Annotated in this window: 14 protein-coding genes; 12 read left to right on the top strand and 2 right to left on the bottom strand. The window is 55.6% G+C overall.

The features are described 5' to 3' along the window. Positions 1-13: 13 nt before the first annotated feature. The 12 genes from NF683_RS12805 to NF683_RS12860 all read left to right on the top strand — a co-directional run bounded on the left by NF683_RS12805 (position 14) and on the right by NF683_RS12860 (position 16,528). Positions 14-1,711: a glucose PTS transporter subunit IIA gene (locus NF683_RS12805; protein WP_253920175.1), complete on the top strand. Its 1,698-nt coding sequence runs from the start codon at positions 14-16 to the stop codon at positions 1,709-1,711. Then, positions 1,626-2,582, top strand: a complete 957-nt coding sequence (locus tag NF683_RS12810) for a putative PEP-binding protein (RefSeq protein ID WP_253920176.1) — start codon at positions 1,626-1,628, stop codon at positions 2,580-2,582. Before NF683_RS12805 ends, NF683_RS12810 begins: the two co-directional genes overlap by 86 nt. Position 2,583: 1 nt before the next feature. Further along, positions 2,584-4,338, top strand: a complete 1,755-nt coding sequence (gene nagE / locus NF683_RS12815) for an N-acetylglucosamine-specific PTS transporter subunit IIBC (protein ID WP_253920177.1) — start codon at positions 2,584-2,586, stop codon at positions 4,336-4,338. A gap of 192 nt (positions 4,339-4,530) precedes the next feature. Beyond that, entirely contained in the window at positions 4,531-5,937 is a 1,407-nt protein-coding gene (locus NF683_RS12820) for an OprD family outer membrane porin (protein ID WP_253920178.1), read from the top strand. A gap of 17 nt (positions 5,938-5,954) precedes the next feature. Continuing rightward, entirely contained in the window at positions 5,955-8,648 is a 2,694-nt protein-coding gene (locus tag NF683_RS12825; RefSeq protein WP_253920179.1) for a beta-N-acetylhexosaminidase, read from the top strand. A 129-nt stretch (positions 8,649-8,777) separates the two neighbouring features. Beyond that, complete coding sequence (locus NF683_RS12830) at positions 8,778-9,575, top strand: Cof-type HAD-IIB family hydrolase (protein ID WP_253920180.1); 798 nt, start codon at positions 8,778-8,780, stop codon at positions 9,573-9,575. 119 nt (positions 9,576-9,694) lie between these two features. After that, complete coding sequence (locus NF683_RS12835) at positions 9,695-10,420, top strand: response regulator (protein ID WP_089038753.1); 726 nt, start codon at positions 9,695-9,697, stop codon at positions 10,418-10,420. Then, positions 10,417-11,889: an ATP-binding protein gene (locus NF683_RS12840; RefSeq protein WP_089038752.1), complete on the top strand. Its 1,473-nt coding sequence runs from the start codon at positions 10,417-10,419 to the stop codon at positions 11,887-11,889. Before NF683_RS12835 ends, NF683_RS12840 begins: the two co-directional genes overlap by 4 nt. A gap of 168 nt (positions 11,890-12,057) precedes the next feature. After that, the gene (locus NF683_RS12845) at positions 12,058-13,353 is read left to right on the top strand and encodes an ABC transporter substrate-binding protein (protein WP_089038751.1); all 1,296 of its coding nucleotides are present in this window, start codon (positions 12,058-12,060) and stop codon (positions 13,351-13,353) included. An 82-nt stretch (positions 13,354-13,435) separates the two neighbouring features. Beyond that, positions 13,436-14,350, top strand: a complete 915-nt coding sequence (locus NF683_RS12850) for a carbohydrate ABC transporter permease (protein ID WP_253920181.1) — start codon at positions 13,436-13,438, stop codon at positions 14,348-14,350. Beyond that, positions 14,343-15,221 (top strand): carbohydrate ABC transporter permease, encoded by an 879-nt coding sequence (locus NF683_RS12855; RefSeq protein WP_253920182.1) that lies wholly within the window; start codon positions 14,343-14,345, stop codon positions 15,219-15,221. Before NF683_RS12850 ends, NF683_RS12855 begins: the two co-directional genes overlap by 8 nt. Positions 15,222-15,406: 185 nt before the next feature. Then, on the top strand, positions 15,407-16,528 hold the full coding sequence (locus NF683_RS12860; protein ID WP_089038748.1) for an ABC transporter ATP-binding protein: 1,122 nt from the start codon (positions 15,407-15,409) through the stop codon (positions 16,526-16,528). A gap of 84 nt (positions 16,529-16,612) precedes the next feature. Here NF683_RS12860 and NF683_RS12865 read toward each other — a convergent pair whose 3' ends face one another. Beyond that, positions 16,613-18,253, bottom strand: coding sequence for a BCCT family transporter (locus NF683_RS12865; protein WP_253920183.1), 1,641 nt, complete (start codon positions 18,251-18,253; stop codon positions 16,613-16,615). An 84-nt stretch (positions 18,254-18,337) separates the two neighbouring features. Next, positions 18,338-19,876, bottom strand: coding sequence for a choline-sulfatase (gene betC / locus NF683_RS12870; RefSeq protein WP_253920184.1), 1,539 nt, complete (start codon positions 19,874-19,876; stop codon positions 18,338-18,340). Positions 19,877-19,975: the final 99 nt, after the last annotated feature.

Below are 19,975 nucleotides of genomic sequence, written 5' to 3' on the forward strand. Positions count from 1 at the left end.
TGGGAGTCCTCCCATGTCAGATTCAAATCAGTCATTAACGCTGCGGGCCCCCGTGGCGGGGGTTGTGGTACCCCTAACAGCGGTGCCCGATCCGGTTTTTGCCAGCCTAACCCTGGGAGAGGGCATTGCTCTCGATCCACTGGGCGAATGCCTGCATGCTCCCTGTGATGGTGAAGTGGTGCAGTGCGCGCGTACCCATCATGCGTTCACCTTGAGAACCGAGGCGGGTGTTGAATTACTGCTTCACCTTGGCCTGGATACGGTTGAGTTAAACGGAAAAGGTATTGAGCCTTTGGTCGCCGTAGGTGATCACGTGCGCGCGGGTGACCCGCTGTGCCGCTTCGATGCCGATGCGTTAGCGCTGGGCGCAAGTGCGCTGATTACCCCATTGGTGATCACCGAAGCGGCTGGTTGGCAATTACTGCCGTCGAAGCACCGCGAGGGTGAGCAGGTTTCCCTTGGTGAGCCTTTGCTGGTACTAACCCGCACGGCTACTGAGCAATCCGATACACGTACTGACGGGCCGTTAGCTGAGCGCCGCGTGACCCTAGCCTTGGCATCGGGGCTGCATGCGCGACCGGCTGCCCGACTGCGTGCTATTGCTCGCGAGCATAACGTTAATCTGACGGTGCAACAGGAGGGTTCAAGCGACAACGCTGCCAGTGCTAGCGCCGCTAGTCTTAGCGCATTAATGAACTTGGGCCTGACCGAAGGCGCAACGTTAAAACTGACGGCCCAGGGAGAGGCTGCTGAGGTTGCGCTGGATGCCGCCGAGCGTCTGTTGACCACGCCTGAAGCCGACGAACATAGCGCACCTGCGTCGTCTACATTAACCGCAGTGGCACTTAAAGAGGGCGAACTGGCTGGCTTAGTGGCTAGCCCTGGTTTAGCCATCGGTCCGCTTGTCTCTTATCAATTGCCGCTACCCGCCGTGCCCTTGATGGGCGAGGGCGAAGCCGTTGAGACAGCTCGCTTGAAAAAGGCGCTGTTAAGCGTTGGCGAGGCGTTAGCCAACGCTGAAACGCAAGCAACGCGCCAGGGGCAGAGCGCCGAGGCGGAAATCTTTGCTGCCCATGGCGCCTGGCTCGATGATCCCGATTTGGCAGCAGCGGCAGGTAAGCACATTAGTGAAGGTCGCAGCGCTGGCCAAGCTTGGCGTGAGGCGCTTGATGACGAGGCCGAAAGGCTTGCGGCGAGCGGAAATGCGCTGCTTGCCGCCAGGGTTGCAGATCTGCGCGACTTGCAGCGCCGTGTGATGGTGGAACTAAGCGACGACCAGCAAGCGGCACTTCCTGAGCTGCCTAAAGGGGCCGTCGTCGTTGCTGATGAGCTGACACCCTCAGAGCTGGTGGCCGTTGCTACCCAGCATCCTGCTGGGCTGTGTCTCGCGGGCGGGGGCACCACTTCTCATGTGGCCATTTTGGCACGCGCCCGAGGTATTCCCTGCCTCGTGGCCATGGGGGCGAGCCTAATCGACGCTGCTAATAGCGCCACAAACGAGAGCGTCATTCTAGATGCGGAAAATGGGCGCTTGGCGTTGAGCCCTAGCGCTACTCAACGGGCGGAAGTGGCAGAGCGCATTGATGCTCGCCGTTATGAAGCTGAGCAAGCGCAAGCGTTAGCGCATGAACCAGCGATCACTCTGGACGGGCGAGAGCGCCAATATCGGTGGCGCCGAAGAGGCGCGTTTGGCGGCAGAGTCGGGTGCTGATGGTGTAGGCCTACTGCGCAGTGAGTTCCTGTTTCTTGAGCGAGATAGCGCCCCCAGTGAGGCGACTCAGCGTGATGAGTATCAGGCTGCTGTGAAGGCCTTAGATGGCAAGCCTGTGATTATTCGCACCCTGGATATTGGTGCAGACAAGCAGCTTCCTTATCTGCGATTGCCGTCAGTACCTAACCCAGCGCTGGGCGTGCGGGGCGCTCGTTTGTGGGCCAGCCAGCCTGAACTGCTGGAGACTCAGCTGCGAGCGCTACTCGGCGTTACGCCGTTGGAAACGTTACATATCATGCTGCCGATGGTGACCGAGGTTGGCGAGCTGCGCGAAGTGCGCAAGCGCTTAGAGACGTTGGCCAGCGAAATGGGGCTCGATGCGCGTCCGCGCCTTGGTGCCATGATCGAGGTGCCTAGTGCTGCTCTGTGCGCCAGAAGCCTCGCTGTTGAAGCCGACTTTCTGTCAATCGGCACCAACGATTTAACCCAGTACACCCTGGCGATGGACCGTGAGGACCCGGCGCTCACCGCACGAGCGGATGTATTGCATCCCGCGGTGCTGCGGCTGATTCAAGCGACGGTAGACGGCGCGAAAGGACACTGCCCCGTGGGTGTCTGCGGTGCCGCCGCGGGTGATGAGCGGGTCGCGCTTCTGCTCGTCGCGCTGGGTGTCGATGAACTCTCTGTAGAACCTGCACGTGTGCCTGCAGTGAAAGCTGCCCTGCGTTGCCTGAATGCTGCCGCACTGGCAGATGAACTTCCCGCACTACTGGCCTTGGACGATGCGACTGCTGTACGCCAGCACTTAAGCGCGTGGCTTGCTAAGGCCAACCAAACCGACATAACAACAACGACCCTTGAGAGGTGCTGAAATGTCTTCTACGACCTTCGGTTCCCGCCTGATGGGCGGGCTACAGCGGCTTGGCCGCTCTCTGATGCTACCCATCGCGGTATTGCCTATTGCAGGTCTATTGCTGCGCCTTGGGCAGCCTGATCTGCTGGATATTGCCTTTATTGCTGGCGCTGGCCAGGCCATTTTCGCCAACCTGGCGCTGATTTTTGCCATCGGCCTCGCCGTAGGCTTCGCGGATGATAGTAACGGCGCTGCCGGCCTGGCCGGGGTGATTGGCTATCTGGTGCTAGATGCGGTGCTGACCGCGCTTAACCCTGAGATTGATATGGGGGTGCTGGCAGGGATTATTGCCGGCAGCGTGGCAGGCCTGCTTTATAATCGCTATAAGTCGATTCAGCTCCCTGACTATCTGGCCTTTTTTGGTGGGCGACGCTTTGTACCTATTGCTACTGGCCTAGCGGCAGTAGCAATGGGGGTGGTTTTTGGGGTGATTTGGCCGCCTATTCAACATGGCATTGATGCTCTTGGTCACTGGCTGATTGGCGCTGGTGAACTGGGGCTTTTCGTTTACGGAACGATTAACCGTTTGTTGATTATGACGGGTCTGCATCACGTGCTGAATAGCCTGGTGTGGTTCGTCTTCGGCAATTTTGAGACAGCCGCTGGGGTAGTAGCCAATGGCGACCTTAACCGTTTCTTTGCTGGTGACCCTGAAGCAGGGCGCTTTATGGCGGGCTTTTTCCCGGTGATGATGTTCGGCCTGCCAGCCGCGGCGCTGGCCATGTACCATGCCGCACCAAAAGGACGCCGTGCCCAGGTGGGTGGCTTGTTACTTTCGCTGGCATTGACGGCTTTCCTGACCGGTGTCACCGAACCCATCGAATTCACCTTTATGTTTCTGGCACCGCTGCTTTATGGCATGCACGCAGTGTTAACGGGCATTTCCATGGCGCTGCTGCACTGGCTGGACGTGAAGCTTGGCTTCACTTTCTCCGCTGGAGCCTTTGACTTTGCACTCTCTTACGGGCTTTCCACCAATGGTTGGCTGATGCTGCCTGTCGGCCTCGTCTATTTTGTTCTGTACTACACGGTATTTCGCTGGGCCATCGTCCGCTTTAATCTACCTACCCCAGGGCGCGAGCCGGAAAGTGCTTCCTCCGCAGCAGCCCCAACACCACTCGGTGAACGTGGCCCCGCGTTTGTCACGGCGTTAGGTGGCGCGAGCAACCTGCAAAGCGTAGGTGCCTGTACGACTCGGTTGCGCTTGGTGCTGGAGAATCCTGAGGCAATTGATGAGCCGGCTCTGAAATCGCTGGGCTCTCGGGGGATCATGCGTCTCCAGGGCGGTGGTCTCCAGGTAGTGATGGGGCCCATTGCGGATGGTATCGCAGATGAGATTCGACAAGCGCTCAAGCAGAGTGGAGCGGCGATGGATGCCAATACCTCTTCTCATAGCCCTGCTGCACATAGCCCTTCTGAATATACTCCTTCTGAACAGAGCCCTGGCACCCCCGCAAACCCTTCTCAACCAACGGCATTGCCCGCCGAGGTGGCCCAACGCTGGATGGCTGCCTTAGGTGGTAATGCCAACGTACAACGGCTGGACGTTCAAGCCCAGACACGCCTGCGCGTAGAGCTAGTCGATGGCGCTGGGCTAGACAGCGCAGCGCTTGACCAACTGGGATGCAGAGGCATCCAGGCGTTGAACGGCAATACATGGCACTTGATCGTCGGCGATCAAGCCGCTGCTATCGCGCATTCACTAAGAGCCTAACGCTCGTAATCGACACCCGTTACTCGGCAACGGCTGAGTAACGGGTAGCCGTGGCGATTTAGCCAAGACTTCTACGTCATAGACCCATGTTTATGGGGCAGCGTTGCGCTGCCCCACAGACCCCGCGCGTCTTTAAAACGTGCACATCACTGCAACGCTAATCCAAAATCAACAACAATCGGATACGACACCATGCTGATATCAAGCATACCTACGCCCCAAAAAGGGCAGCCGTTAGGTCGCTTTGGTCAACTAGCCCTGATCGGCACCTTATCGTTGGTTCCTTTGACGTCTTCTGCCGACGAGCCTCAGGGCTTTATGGAAGAGGCCAGTCTTGAGACCACCCTGTTTTATATCTATCGCGACCGTGATCGTCGTTCGGGAGGTATGGGGCCGGATGGCGAGGGCAGCCCAGGGGCTTACGCTTCCAATCTGCAGCACTCCACCGCCAATCTGGCTGTCGACTTCTCGAGTGGTCATGCGGGGGGCGTTGTGGGGCTGGATCTAGCCGCCTTTGCTGCTTACGACTTTCAGAACCGCCACCAGGGCACGGAATTCAATTTTCGTCCAGCAAGCACTCTGTGGGAAGAGCGCTGGGACGGTAAGGAAACGAATGGTGCAAGCCTCTACCGGGCCGCACTCAAGTTTAAGTTTGGCGATATGTGGGGGCGGTTAGGGTATCTGCAGCCCCAAGGCACCAGTGTTATCGCCCCCAACTGGTCCTTCCTGCCAGGCACTTATCGCGGTGGAGAACTCGGCGCCAGGATAGGTGACCTATCGCTGAGCTATTTTCATGCTGATCGTTACAAGGCCCCTTGGTATCAGAGCTTCTACGAGTTTCGCCAAGCCGATGGAGAGACGATCGACTACCTACACTCGCTGGGAGCACGCTACGACGTCACCGATGATCTGGCCGTCGAGGCAGCTTTTGGGCAAGCCCAGGGCTATATGGATCAAGGGTTCGGCAAGGTGTCTTATGCCACCCAGTTGAACGACTCCTCGCTGCGTTTGAGTTACCAAACCTACGCCGCCCGTGACCGCCATGACGATGGCTCAGCCAACGACGTCTATGACGGTACTGCCTGGCAGCAGGTGCTTACCGCTCACTATGATCAAGGTGCCTTCGATTGGCGGCTTGAGTTTAGCTGGGTGCATGCCCCAGGATCTCAGGGCTATTTCCTACCGCGAATGACCACCCCTTATGCATCGTCCAACGGCCGCTTGGATATCTGGTGGGATGCCCGATCCGACTGGAATCACGATGGCGAGAAGTCCCTCTACGCCGGTGTCACCTATGACCTGGAAGGCTGGAATTTGCCCGGTTGGTCGCTGGGCGTGGCTCATGCTTATGGCTGGGATGCTCGACCCTACTCAGGTTTTGAGGACCCCGGTCGCCGCTTTAGTGAGTCCGCCTGGAACTTTGACGTGCATTACAAAGTTCAGAATGGCTGGGCCGAGGGCACGCGTTTTCAACTGCACTATACCCGCTACGACAACCGCACCGACTACGCCTCCTGGGGAGATGGCGGCTTTAAAAATGCCTTTCAAGATGAGCACGACATCAAGTTCACGGTTGTGGCTCCTTTCTCGATTCTGTAATGCTTGAGGTGAAAACAATGACAACATTGACGAAGGCCCTAACGACACTGGCTATCGGGGTTGCAATCAACTCAGCGACAGCCCAGGCCAGCGAAACCACACAGCTTGACGCGTCGTCTGCCCGTGACTTGGCGCAGCGGCTAGACGTGCAGTACACGATAACCGCCAATCAGCCACAGGCGCATGATATCGACTGCCAGAGGTTGGGGGCGGATTACGCCGCCTGTTTCACCGCGACGATCCTGTTGACCAATACCTCTGATAAGGCCATTGAGGCGAGCGATTGGGAGCTCTATTTTTCGAGTATTCGCCGCTTGCTGCAGATGGATCATCCTGAACTGTCGCTGACGCGTATCACAGGGGATCTCCATCGCCTTGAACCCAATGACACATTTACTGGACTGGACGCTGGAGAGAGCCTGGAAATTCCCATCGTGGGTGAGTACTGGCAGCTATTCATGACCGATGTGATGCCCAACTGGTACCTGGCAGTGGGCGATGAAACAGCGGTGATCGATAATACCCGTGATGAAGTGCTGACCGATTTTGTCCGTGCTCCGTTCGGTGAGCAGCTTATGCGTACACCGGACGATAACAACGTGGTGATGACGGCCGAGACACGCTTCGAGCGCAACGCTGCGGCCACTGCAATGCCCGCCGACGCATTGCGGGGAGCTATTTTGCCAACACCGCGATCATCTCGCCTGGGAGAGGCTACCCTCGATTTATCTGAAGGGGTCAGCCTAGTGATGCCAATGCTGAGCGAGGCCAGCCTAGCGGTACTGGGAGAGCGCTTCGAACGGCTCGACATTCCCGTTAACGAAGGTGGCGACGGCTTGGTGATTCGTGCCCGCTTGGTCTCTGAGTCAGACGTTCTCGATGAAGCATTGGCACGGGAGGGGGGCTATCGCCTGCAGCTCAATGAGTCCGGTGCCGATATTCTGGCCTTTGACGCCACTGGGGCTTTCTATGCTGTCCAGTCGCTAATAGCGGCCATGGATGAGGCGGGATTGGTGCCAGCGATGGACATTGATGACGCTCCACGTTACGACTATCGCGGCGTCATGCTGGATGTTGCACGGAATTTCAAAGATAAGGCCGCCGTGTTGCGCTTGCTTGATCAGATGGCTGCGTACAAGCTCAACCGTTTCCATTTCCATCTCACCGATGATGAGGGCTGGCGGCTGGAAATTCCGGGGTTGGCGGAATTAACCGAAGTAGGCAGCAAGCGCTGTCATGACCTGGCAGAAACGAACTGTCTTTTACCTCAGCTGGGCTCTGGGCCAGAGGACGATACTGCCGGTAGCGGTTTCTACACCCGTGAGGATTACATCGATATCGTTCGCTATGCCGAGGCTCGCCATATTCAGGTGGTGCCTGAAATTGATATGCCGGCTCATGCTCGCGCCGCTGTGGTGGCTATGGAAGCGCGATATCGTCGGCTGATGGAGGAGGGCGATAGTGCGGCAGCTAATGAGTATCGATTAATCGACCCCGAAGATACGTCCAATACGCTGTCGGTTCAGCTCTATGATCGTCGCAGCTACCTCAACCCCTGTCTTGAGTCGACGAACCGCTTTGTCGATAAGGTGATGGGCGAAGTGGTATCGATGCACCAAGAGGCGGGCCAGGCGCTGGACAACTGGCACTTTGGTGGTGATGAAGCCAAGAATATCCTGCTAGGTCATGGTTTTCAGGATATCGATGCTGAAGAACCGGTCGACTGGCGAGGAACCATCGACCAGAGTGATCAGCACCATCCCTGGGAGGCGTCGCCAATTTGCCAACAGAGCGTTGCCGATGGAGAGGTCGCTTCTGTAGAGGAACTGCCGAGCCGTTTTGCCCTACAGGTTAACCAACTCGCTGACAGCTACGGAATAGCGCGGATGTCAGCCTGGCAAGACGGCCTTAAGCATGTTGAGTCCGCCGCCGAGTTTGCGACGCCGCAGGTCGCGGTCAATTTCTGGGACCCGCTGTTTTGGGGCGGTAGTCAGTCGGTGGCCGAGTGGCAGTCGCGGGGTTATGAGGTGATTCTTTCGAGCCCAGATTATCTCTACTTCGACATGCCCTACGAGGTCAATCCACACGAACGAGGCTACTACTGGGCGACACGTTTCACCGATACGCGCAAAGTGTTCTCCTTTGCCCCCGATAATCTGGCGCAAAATGCGGAAACCTCAGTTGATCGAGACGGCAATACCTTTCGTTCCGAGAGCGCCGAGGGGTGGCAAGGTGCTCGGGGGATTTCCGCTCAAGCCTGGGGTGAAACGGTTCGTAGCGAGACGCAGATGGAGTACATGATCTTCCCGCGTCTGCTAGCGTTGGCCGAGCGAGCCTGGCACCAAGCCGAGTGGGAACTCGATTATCAACCTGGTCAGGTGTTCATCGGTGGCGAGACGTCCTTTGTCGACGATGAATCGTTGATCGAGGACTGGCAGCGTTTTGCCAACCTGCTTGGTCAACGTGTTCTGCCACGGCTGGAGCGCGATGGGATCGCTTATCGTCTGCCGTTGCCAGGAGCGCGGGTTGAAGCGGGTAGGCTAGTGGCCAATGTCGCGTTACCTGGAGTAAGTATTGAGTACTCTTTGGACGACGGGGCGAGCTGGCAGGTCTATCAGGACAGCGCGCGCCCTGAGGTGGAAAACACGGTGCTACTGCGCAGCGCCAGTGCCAATGGTCAGCGGCATAGCCGTGTCGTGACGCTAAATTAACCAGCGTTAAGATAGCGAAGAGTCCTCTTCAGGCGGCGTTGCCTTAGAGGGCTCTGAGTCTCTTTAGTCCGGCTGGGAGCGGCGAGCGTAATCGGATAAGCTGAGAAGTTCTATCATCAGGAGTGCACCATGACATCACGCCTTATCGTTTCCGACCTTGACGGTACGCTGTTAGGCAGCGACCACCGGCTGCACGACAACACTATTGAGGTGCTGAGAGCGCTTGTAGCGCAAGGCCATCATGTCGCGCTGGCGTCTGGTCGCCACTATAACGATATGCGCGTGTTTCGCGATCAGTTGGATATCCCGGCCTATTTAATCAGTACCAACGGGGCATATGTCCATGCTCCAGACGGCACGCTTTTGAGCGCGACCCATCTTGAACCAGCCTACGTCGAAACGCTTATTCAGTTGCCGCGCCCGCCTCAGGTAAGGCTCAACCTTTATCGTGAAAGCGGCTGGTATATCGATGCCGACGCACCGCATCTGTTGTCATTGCATGCCTCGACGGGCTTTCGTTACGAGGTTGTGCCGCAGGCAGCGATGGATGCTGATGGGGTTGGTAAAGTGCTCTATATAGGTGATCCGGCTGCGTTAGCGCAACTGGAATGTCAGGCCCAGGAGGCGCATGGCCACAGCCTACATATCACATACTCAACGATCGACTCTTTAGAAATTATGGCGGGTGGCGTTAATAAAGGCGTGGCCTTAACGGCGCTGCTGGAAAAGCTAAAGCTAACGCCGGTAGAGTGCTTAGCATTTGGCGATAACCTAAACGATACTGAAATGCTTAATCTGGCAGGGGAAGCCCAGGTAATGAACAACGCCCACCCTGCGCTTTTCGATCGAGTTTCCAGCGCTGAGCGTATCGGCCATCATAGCGAAGCGGCTGTGGCTCGGTGGCTAGCAAAACGCTTCGCGCTGTAATAACCGCTTCACGCTGCAACCTTGGTCGATGGCCGCTTGCGATAGGGTGGCCACTCCACCATCATCTAGCCCCTAAAATGATAATAACGAGTAATAATAACCCAGGGCATATTGCTACCATGACAACCACGCCTGCTACCTTGATGGTCGTTGATGACGACTCGGAAATCCGCGAACTGTTGGCAGACTATTTAGGGCGTCACGGCTATCACGTGTTGACCGCCGACGGGGCAGATTCGCTGTATCAGCAACTGGTTGATCAATCGCCAGACTTGTTGGTCGTTGACGTCATGATGCCGGGGGATGACGGTTTTACTATCTGCCGGGAGCTGCGCAAAACCAGCGATACGCCGATTATTATGCTCACCGCCAGTGCCGATGATACCGACCGCATTTTGGGGCTTGAGTTAGGCGCTGATGACTATATCGCTAAGCCCTTCAATCCTCGTGAGTTGCTGGCGCGGATTAAAGCGGTGTTGCGTCGAGCCCGCCCGGCAGCAACTGGCGCGCCGACCCAAGAGGCTCGCTGGGTTCGCTTTGGCGACTGGCAACTGGATCGTATGACCCGCGAACTGATTGACCAGGAAGGTATTCGCACCGCACTTTCCGGTGCAGACTTCCAACTACTGCAGGTGTTTCTGGAGCGGCCTGCCACCGTCATTACTCGCGATGATCTCTACACATTGACCCGCGGCCGTGAAGCACCACCGCTAGACCGCTCGATTGACGTACATGTGTGCCGCTTGCGCCAGCGGTTGGGGGAAGATGCACAGCACTCACAACTGATTCGCACCGTGCGTGGGGCTGGTTATGTGTTGACCGCCAGGGTAGAAGCCGCTTCGTGAAAGGCATTAAGCGCATCCTCGCGAGCTGGTTGCCAAGCAGTCTACGTGGGCGCTTTGTGGTCATTATGATTACGGGCGTGCTGGTTGCTCAAGCGGCTAGCTATGCGCTATGGACTTCCCAGGTGCGGGCCAGCCAGCTTGAACAGTTAGATGAGCTTTCCAGCAACATGGCCTTCAGTATTGCCTCGACCATGCGGTTTTTCCGTTCGCTGCCGGTAGATTATCGACACATTGTGTTGGATCAGCTGCGTAGCATGGGTGGCACGCGTTTTTTTGTCAGCGTGAATGAGCGACGCATTCATGTCGAAGATATTGGCAGCGGCCCGGAAAAAGAGGTCGTGGTAGACAACGTGCGCTCTATTTTGACCCAGCAGCTCTCCATTGACGATGTGGTAGTGGAATTTTCCCGCCCGGAAAGCTTGCGTGTCTTCAATAACGAAGTGCTGCTTTACGATTTACCACCCCGTTGGGGGCAGCACAGTCTGTTAATGGAGCCGCTTTCGCCCCCTATCTTAGTGGTGCAGTTGGAGTTGGCTCCGGATACCTGGCTTTACGTGGCCACACTACTGGGCGTCCCGGATATTTTTAGCGGCTACCGTTGGCTGTCTGAAGAGCGTTTATTGGTCGGCGTGTTGGTGCTGCTAAGCGTGCTGGCGCTTTCGTTACTAGGTATTACCAGTGTAACTCGGCCGTTGGCACGGCTTTCCCGAGCAGCACGTCAGTTGGGTGATGATTTGGCTAGCCCGCCACTTAAAGAGAGCGGCCCTAAAGAAGTGGCCGCTACCGCAGCGGCCTTTAATCGTATGCAGCGGCGCATTCAAGAACAGGTTGATGAGCGCGAGCGGCTGTTTTCGGCGATTTCTCATGATCTTAAGACTCCCATTACACGCATGCGGCTGCGTGCCGAAATGCTCGATGATGCGGCTCAGCGTGAACGTTTTTGCGCCTCGCTTGACGAGTTGAGTGAGCTGGTCAAAGGCGCACTGGCCTCGGTCAAAGGGTTGGATCTGCATGAAGAACCCCAGCCTACAGATCTTAACGCGCTGTTGTTGGAGATTGCCGAAGGGTTACGCCTGTACGGCGGTGAGGTATCACTCCATGGCGCTGTGTTACCGCTAACCGTTAAGCCTCTGGCGCTAAAACGCTGCTTAGCAAACCTGCTTGAAAACGCGGTGTTTTACGGCCAGAAAGCAACCGTAACGCTGGCAGAGCAGGCGGGCATCGTAACATTGCGCATTCATGATGATGGGCCAGGTATTCCTGATGCGCAGCTTTCCCGAGTATTTTCACCTTTTGTGCGTCTGGAAGCCTCTCGAAGCCGTTATACCGGTGGCAGTGGCCTGGGACTTGGCATTGCCAGACATATTGCCCGTGCTCATGGAGGTGATATCGTCTTATCGAATCACTCGGCAGGCGGGTTAGTGGCCACGTTAACGCTACCGCGCCAAACGAGTGTTACTGACTTGTAATAAAACCCTAACACTATTAATAAATTGCCAAGACTATGCAGGACTCGGTAACTCCCGTTGTGTGCCAGGGTGGCGTACTCTGCTGTGAGTCGTTCAGTCGAGCATCATCAGCAACGACATCTCATAAGCACAAAAACAACAGCACAATAACAACAGCAGGAGCTATTCATGCCGAGTATCAATATGCCCGTATTTAACGTGCCTACGTTTAAAAAGTCCGTATTCGCATTAGCCGTGGCGGCTGGCACCAGCATGGCGGCCAGCACCAGCCAAGCCAACGAAGTGGAAGTGCTGCACTGGTGGACCTCAGGCGGTGAAGCCCGCGCAGCAAACGTCCTCAAAGAGTTAATGGAAGCCGAAGGCTATGGCTGGCAGGATTTCGCTGTGGCCGGGGGTGGTGGTGAAACCGCCATGACGGTACTTAAGTCTCGTGCAATGTCTGGTAACCCGCCTTCCGCTGCGCTCATTAATGGCCCCGAAATTCAAGAGTGGGGCAAGCTCGGCCTTCTGGGTAATTTAGACGAGGTCGCTGCCGCTGAAGGCTGGAATGACCTACTACCTGAAATAGTTGCCGATATTATGCGCTACGACGGCCACTATGTTGCCGTCCCCGCGAACGTTCACCGTGTTAATTGGCTATGGGCGAACCCTGACGTTCTTGAAGCGGCAGGCGTTGAAATGCCCACCACGCTGGATGAGCTTTTTACCGCTGGTGAAGCCATTCGTGAGGCGGGTTTTGTACCGCTAGCCCATGGTGGCCAAGCGTGGCAAGACGCAACGGTGTTTGAAAGTGTCGTGCTGGGTAGCCAGGGAGCCGAGTTTTATCAGCAGGCGCTGGTGGAGCTAGACCCAGAGGCGCTTGGTGGGGAGCAGATGATCGCTGCGCTAGAAGACTTTAAGCGTCTACGTGAGCTGATGGATGAGGGCATGTCTGGCCGCGATTGGAACATTGCCACTGCCATGGTCATTGAAGGCACTGCAGGCTTCCAGATAATGGGTGACTGGGCCAAAGGGGAGTTCACCGCCGCAGGCCTTACTGCCGGTGAAGACTATCTGTGCGCGGCGGCGCCCGGTACTGAAGACGCCTTTACGTTGAATATCGATAGCCTAACGATGTTTCGAATGAGCGACGACGCCGGGCGTGAGGCTCAGCAGACCCTGGCACGCTTAGTCTTAGAGCCGACTTTCCAGGAAGCTTTTAACCTTGCCAAAGGCTCCATTCCTGCGCGAGCCGACCTAGATATAAGTGAGTTTGATAGCTGTGCTCAGCAGTCACTTGCTGACTTCCAACGCACCGCTGATGAAGGCGGTTTAGTCCCCAGCTTGGCTCACGGGATGGCGGTGCGCGCGGATGTCCAGGGAGCGATCTTTGATGTTGTGACCAACTACTTCAATGACACCAATATGCCTGCCGAAGAAGCTGCTGAACGGTTGGTAAGTGCGGCTGAAACCGCCTCTTTCTAAGCCACTGCGTACTTTTAATTAGTGACGTAACTAGCGCCGCCGCAACGGCGGTGCTAGCGGCTGACTGGCGAGGGATATTCTCATGAGTGAACCCACGACGCGGACTGCAGTGCGGCCGACGGCGTCTGGCTGGCTTCAAGCCTGGCTGCCCCGTTTGGTACTTGCCCCTTCTGTTGCGGTGTCTCTGTTTTTTGTTTACGGCTTTATGTTGTGGACTTTTGTGTTGTCGCTAACCAGCTCGCGCATGTTGCCTAGCTACGAGTTTGTTGGTTTTGGCCAATATACGCGGCTAATGGCCAACGAGCGTTGGTGGATAGCCTCTACCAACCTGATGCTGTTTGGCGTGCTGTTTATTGTGATTTGTTTGGTGATTGGCGCGCTGTTGGCAATTCTACTGGATCAGAAAATTCGCCAAGAGGGCGCGCTGCGCACGATTTATCTCTACCCCATGGCACTGTCGTTTATTGTTACGGGCGTGGTATGGAAGTGGCTGCTGAATCCCCAACTGGGCATTCAGGCGATGGTGCAAAGCTGGGGGTTTGAGTCGTTTCGCTTCGACTGGATCGTTGATCCTGATATGGCGATTTATACCCTGGTGATTGCAGCGGTTTGGCAAGCATCCGGCTTTGTGATGGCGCTCTTTTTGGCAGGGCTGCGGGGCATTGATGACAGCATCGTCAAAGCTGCTCAGTTAGACGGTGCTAGCCTGCCGCGTATTTACTGGCGGGTGGTGATGCCGTGCCTGCGCCCGGTGGTGTTCAGCGCGGTGATGATTCTGGCCCATATTGCGATTAAGAGCTTTGATTTAGTGGTAGCACTAACCGGCGGCGGGCCTGGCTACGCCACCGATCTGCCGGCCACCTTTATGTACACCCACGCCTTTAATCGTGCTCAGATCGGGCTCGGCTCTGCTAGCGCGATGTTAATGCTCGGCGGTGTTCTGGCGATTTTGATTCCTTACCTCTATTCCGAACTAAGGAGCCGCAAACATGGCTAACGTGATTCGTCGGCAAACGCTTGCCGCACGGCTGTTGCGTGCTGTGCTTTATGGCGTACTTGTTGTGGCGGGGCTGTTTTATATCCTGCCGATGGTGGTCATGCTGATGACCTCTATCAAACCGTTGAGCGAAATAAGTGCGGGAACGCTGCTATCGCTGCCGCAAAACCCAACCCTTGAACCCTGGACGAAAGCCTGGGGAGAAGCGTGTACCGGTATGCGCTGTGAAGGTGTCGGCGGTTATTTTTGGAACTCCTTTGCGATGGTGATTCCTGCCGTGCTGATCTCCACCACGGTCGGGGCGCTAAACGGCTATGCGCTGACCAAATGGCGCTTTAAAGGCTCTGAATTGGTCTTTGCGCTGATGCTATTTGGCTGCTTTATCCCGTTTCAGGTGGTGCTGTTACCAATGGCACAAACCTTGGGCTGGTTAGGGCTTTCCAGTTCACGTGCGGGGTTGATTCTGGTGCATGTGGTTTTTGGCATTGCCTTCACCACGCTGTTTTTCCGCAACTTCTATGTCGGTATTCCTAACGAGCTGGTCTCTGCGGCGAAGCTGGATGGCGCAGGGTTCTTCCGTATTTTCTGGCGCATTTTATTACCGGTTTCCGCGCCGATTATTGTGGTGTCAGTCATCTGGCAATTCACCCAGATATGGAATGACTTCCTGTTTGGCGTAGCGTTTTCGGCTCATAACACCCAGCCGGTGACGGTGGCGCTCAACAATTTGGTCAATACGTCCACTGGTGTGCGTGAGTACAACGTCGATATGGCCGCCGCGATGATTGCAGCACTGCCAACGCTGGTGGTGTATGTGCTGGCCGGAAAGTATTTCGTGCGCGGGCTGACGGCAGGCTCCGTGAAAGGCTAATAACAATCAGATTGGTGACAACTTTCTAAAGGTTTCTTTAGCAAGGTCAGAATCAACCCGTAGCGGGGGTCTTTCGCCATGGATGGCGAAAGTAGCGTCCAGGGAAGGATTTACAGCGCCCCCGCCAAGGGTTGTTCAGACCGGAATAACAACTTTGTCAGCAGTCTTACAATGGGGTTTTCATTATGGCAGCGTTAGAAATTCACAACGTGCGCAAAGAGTTCGGCAGCGAGCGGGTGCTGAAAGATGTCAGTATTTCGATTGACTCCGGTGAGTTCCTGATTTTGGTGGGGCCATCTGGCTGTGGTAAATCCACGCTGATGAATGCCATCGCCGGGCTGGAGCCAGTGACTAGCGGCAATATCTATATCGACGGCGAAGACGTCACTTGGCGCACGCCCGCTGAGCGGGATATTGCCATGGTGTTTCAGTCCTACGCGCTCTATCCCAGCATGACCGTACGGCAAAACATCAGCTTTGGGCTGGAAATGCGCAAGGTGCCCAAAGCTGAGCGTGTCGGTGCCGTAGAGCGCGTGGCCGACCTGCTGCAAATCTCCCACCTGCTTGAGCGTAAGCCTGCCCAGCTTTCGGGTGGCCAGCGTCAACGGGTGGCCATGGGGCGGGCGCTGGCACGTGAGCCCAAGGTGTATCTATTTGACGAGCCGCTATCGAATCTGGACGCAAAGCTGCGGGTGGATATGCGTACCGAGATTAAAAAGCTCCACCAGCGCTTAGGCACCACAATTGTTTACGTCACCCATGACCAAGTCGAAGCAATGACCCTAGCCGACTGCATTGCGGTGATGCGTGATGGCAATATCCTGCAGCTTGGTAGCCCCGATGAGGTGTATAACAACCCGGTCGATATGTTCGTCGCAGGCTTTATGGGGTCACCATCGATGAACTTTATTCGTGCGACGCTAGAGGCGGCGGGCGATGGCTATGCACTACGTATTGCCACCCCTGATGAAGACGATCTCTTGCTGCCATGGCCCTCTGGACGCAATGCAGCGGGGCTTGTGGAACAGCTGAATAAGCCAATTATTCTTGGGCTGCGACCAGAACACTTCAGCGAGGAGGATGTTCGGCTGAGCGAGCAGGCGGAAGGGACACTAATGGAGGCCAAGGTAAGCGTCGTTGAGCCGACCGGTGCCGATATTCTGCTACGCCTGCCGCTGGGAGAGCAGGAAATCACCGCTAGGGTAGGGCCTAAATGCGCAATTGCACCCGGCGAACGCTTGTCGCTACGCGTCGATATGGCCCGCGCCGTGCTGTTTGATGCCGAGACTGAACAGCGCTTGGCTTGAAGCGTTAGTGTTATGTCGTACTGATAAGTGAAGAGCCTCTGCTGATGTTAGCAGAGGCTCTTTACTATCGTCCTAATGTCCTCGTTAGCGGCGCAGATGCTTTAACTCGCCATTCAGCGCTTTAATGATCGAGTAGCACATCAGCAGCATAACAATTGAGAATGGAATGGCCGTTGCTGTCACGCCTGCCTGAAGCGCTGATAAGCCGCCACCAATCAGCAGTACGATAGCGATAAGCCCCTCAACAATCGCCCAAAACATGCGCTGTGGGCGGGGAGCGTCAATTTTTCCACCGGCAGTGATAGTGTCGATCACCAAAGACCCCGAGTCCGACGAGGTAACGAAGAATATCAGTGCCAACACGATACCTAAGGTAGACATAATACCTGTTAGAGGCAGCTCATTAAGCATGCCAAATAGCGATAATTCAGGTCTGTAGTTGTCGATGACATACTCTTTAACCAAGCTGCTGGCGGGGTTTGCGTAGAGCTGATCTAACGCCGTAGCGCCAAAGACGCCCATCCAAATAAAGATGAACAAGCTGGGAACAAGCAGCACACAGAGCACGAACTCTCGCACTGTACGGCCTCGTGACACGCGGGCGATAAACATGCCGACGAAAGGTGCCCAACTGATCCACCACGCCCAGTAGAAAATAGTCCAGGATTGACGGTAGGCATCATCGTCACGGCCAAAAGGGGCAGATAGAGGCAGGAAGTCAGCAACATAGGTGACAAGCCCGGACATAAAACCGCTTAGCGCAATCAACGTAGGGCCGGCAAACAATACAAAGAAGAAAAACAATACGGCCAGGATCATATTGAATTCAGACAGCTTCTTTAAGCCGCCCTCTAGTCCGCGCCATACTGACACTAGCGCGACTGCCGTTACCAGCACGATGACGATCACCTGGGTGGTGGTGTTTACCTCCATGCCAAAGACGAAGTTCATCCCCGCATTCGCTTGTTGTGCGCCAAGCCCAAGGGATGTGGCCAGTCCGAAGAGGGTGGCAAACACTGCCAGAATGTCGATGGCATGGCCCCACCAGCCCCAGACACGTTCGCCCAGAATTGGAAAGAATGCTGAACGTATCGAAAATGGCAGGCCTTTGTTATAGGTAAAAATGCCCAGTGCAAGAGCCATCACAACATACACTGCCCAGCCATGCAGCCCCCAGTGAAGATAGGTGCCCGCAAGCCCCATGGCACTAGCATCCGCAATAGCGTCTGGGTTCAGTGTTCCGTCACTTCCGAAGGGCGACGTAATGCCTAAAGGCAGCGAAACATTGGCGTGATAAACCGGCTCTAGAACGCCAAAAAACAGTAAGCCGATGCCAATGCCTGCAGTGAACAGCATTGCAAACCAAGAGAGATAGCTATGATCCGGGCGAGCGTCAGGCCCCCCTAGCCTGACTGATCCATAAGGCAAGACCACGAGTGCCAAGCAAAACAGAATAAAGAAATCCACCAGGATCATGAAATACCAGTCCAGGGTTCCCGTGGAAAAAGCGACAATCGACTGAAAAATGCTCCCTGCGCGTTCAGGAAATAGCAGCGTAAGGATAATAAACACGACCGAAGAAAGGGCGGATACAGCAAAAACGCGATTATGGATATCAAATCCGATGGGGCCAAAGCTCCCCTCGATATTATCCTGCCCGACCACGTAGTCGGTTTGCATATCACTAGCCATAGGCGGCGACTCAGGGTCGCTTTTAGTACTCATAATAGAATTTCCCTTATTATTAATAATGGGCGCATCCGCCGTCTTATCATCTTTATTTTAGGGTGGTAGTGGTTAAATGATGAATCAACGGTTGTTTGTTACGGAGGCGGCGGCTGATAAACGTGCTCGACGCTCTAGGTCGTCCAAGTCTATGTTGTTACGCATATACTGGGTACTGGCATCGAAAGTGGGCTGATAATCCCATGGCGTCACTTTGCCTTGCTTAAGGGCCCGCGAAACCAGTTTACGGCGCCGTTGACTGGCAATCACTTCATTATGCATTCGCTCATAGTCCCAGCGACTGGCGACCTCATTGCGAAACTCCTTACATAATTCCTGATAAGCAGGGCTTTCGGCGAGATTGTTGAGCTCTAGCGGATCAGCTTCGAGATCGAATAACTGATCTGGGTCTGGTGCAGTGTGGACGAATTTGTAACGACCGCGACGAATCATTAGTAGCGGTGCAATAGCCCCTTCGCCAAGATACTCGCCGATTACCTCGTCGTGACCACCGTTACCCGTCAGGTGCGGCAAGAGGCTGCGACCATCAATCGGCACGGCATACTCCGGTGCACTTCCACCGTGGGCTAGTTCGGCAAACGTTGGCAGCAGATCCATGGTCGACACCGATTCACGCACCCTGCCTGGAGTAAAGCGTTGTGGCGCATGGATAATCATCGGCACGCGTGCCGAGCCCTCGAACCAGCTCATCTTGTACCACAGGCCGCGCTCACCGAGCATATCACCGTGATCACCGGAGAAGACAATGATGGTGTTTTCAGCGAGGCCAGTCTCCTTCAACGCTTTAAGCACGTCACCGATTTGATCGTCGACATAGCTTAGCGCCCCATAATAAGCATGGCGCGCGTTGCGGATTTGCTCATCGTTGATGGTGCCCTCATCGCACTGGTAAACATGACGCAGCCGCTTGGAGTGTGGATCCATCAGCTCTCGTGAATAGGGCACCCGTGGCATGTCGATGGCGTCGTGCTGGTAGCGGTCCCAGTACTCCTGAGGAATGGTGTAAGGGTCGTGTGGGTGCGTCATTGAAACAGTCAGGCAGAAGGGGCGCTGCTCGCCATTGCGGGCATAATCGTAAAGAAAGCGCTTAGCGCGGAAAGCGACTTCATCGTCGAAGTCGAGCTGGTTGGAGCGCACGCACGGCCCCGCTTGAATCACCGACGACATATTGTGGTAGTAGCTAGGCCGTTCATGAAAGTTTTCCCAGTCGACAAACCAGCCATAGTCGGCCGGGTAGATATCGGTGGTCAGCCGTTCCTCGAAACCATGCAACTGGTCAGGGCCGCAGAAATGCATCTTGCCGGTGAGGGCAGTGTAGTAACCAGCATCGCGTAGATAATGGGCGAAAGTGGGAGTGTCCGCTGGAAAATCAGCGGCATTGTCATAACCTCCAATGCGTGACGGCAATTGACCGGCCATCAGCGTAAAACGAGATGGCGCGCACAGCGGGGTGTTGCAGTAGGCTGAGTCGAACACTACCCCTTCATCTGCCAATCGTGAGAGGTGGGGAGTCTTTACGATGGGGTGGCCGTGGAAGGGCATCGCCGAGGCTGCTATCTGGTCGGCCATCAGAAAGAGAATGTTAGGTTGTCGAGTAGTCATATGCAGAAACTCCAGATCGTGGCGCGTATCAATTCTTAACCAGTCTCTCTGCTAATCCGTTATGCTGTAAACTGGCTATTTTTTAATGTTTCCCATTAG

Origin of the sequence: Halomonas sp. MS1, assembly GCF_024182575.1 — a bacterium.
In the GTDB taxonomy this organism is placed as follows: Bacteria; Pseudomonadota; Gammaproteobacteria; order Pseudomonadales; family Halomonadaceae; genus Vreelandella.

Coding starts and splice junctions, on each gene's coding strand:
- NF683_RS12805 (WP_253920175.1), top strand. CDS start 14: ATGTCAGATTCAAATCAGTCATTAACGCTGCGGGCCCCCGTGGCGGGG.
- NF683_RS12810 (WP_253920176.1), top strand. CDS start 1,626: ATGAACCAGCGATCACTCTGGACGGGCGAGAGCGCCAATATCGGTGGC.
- nagE (WP_253920177.1), top strand. CDS start 2,584: ATGTCTTCTACGACCTTCGGTTCCCGCCTGATGGGCGGGCTACAGCGG.
- NF683_RS12820 (WP_253920178.1), top strand. CDS start 4,531: ATGCTGATATCAAGCATACCTACGCCCCAAAAAGGGCAGCCGTTAGGT.
- NF683_RS12825 (WP_253920179.1), top strand. CDS start 5,955: ATGACAACATTGACGAAGGCCCTAACGACACTGGCTATCGGGGTTGCA.
- NF683_RS12830 (WP_253920180.1), top strand. CDS start 8,778: ATGACATCACGCCTTATCGTTTCCGACCTTGACGGTACGCTGTTAGGC.
- NF683_RS12835 (WP_089038753.1), top strand. CDS start 9,695: ATGACAACCACGCCTGCTACCTTGATGGTCGTTGATGACGACTCGGAA.
- NF683_RS12845 (WP_089038751.1), top strand. CDS start 12,058: ATGCCGAGTATCAATATGCCCGTATTTAACGTGCCTACGTTTAAAAAG.
- NF683_RS12850 (WP_253920181.1), top strand. CDS start 13,436: ATGAGTGAACCCACGACGCGGACTGCAGTGCGGCCGACGGCGTCTGGC.
- NF683_RS12855 (WP_253920182.1), top strand. CDS start 14,343: ATGGCTAACGTGATTCGTCGGCAAACGCTTGCCGCACGGCTGTTGCGT.
- NF683_RS12860 (WP_089038748.1), top strand. CDS start 15,407: ATGGCAGCGTTAGAAATTCACAACGTGCGCAAAGAGTTCGGCAGCGAG.
- NF683_RS12865 (WP_253920183.1), bottom strand. CDS start 18,253: ATGAGTACTAAAAGCGACCCTGAGTCGCCGCCTATGGCTAGTGATATG.
- betC (WP_253920184.1), bottom strand. CDS start 19,876: ATGACTACTCGACAACCTAACATTCTCTTTCTGATGGCCGACCAGATA.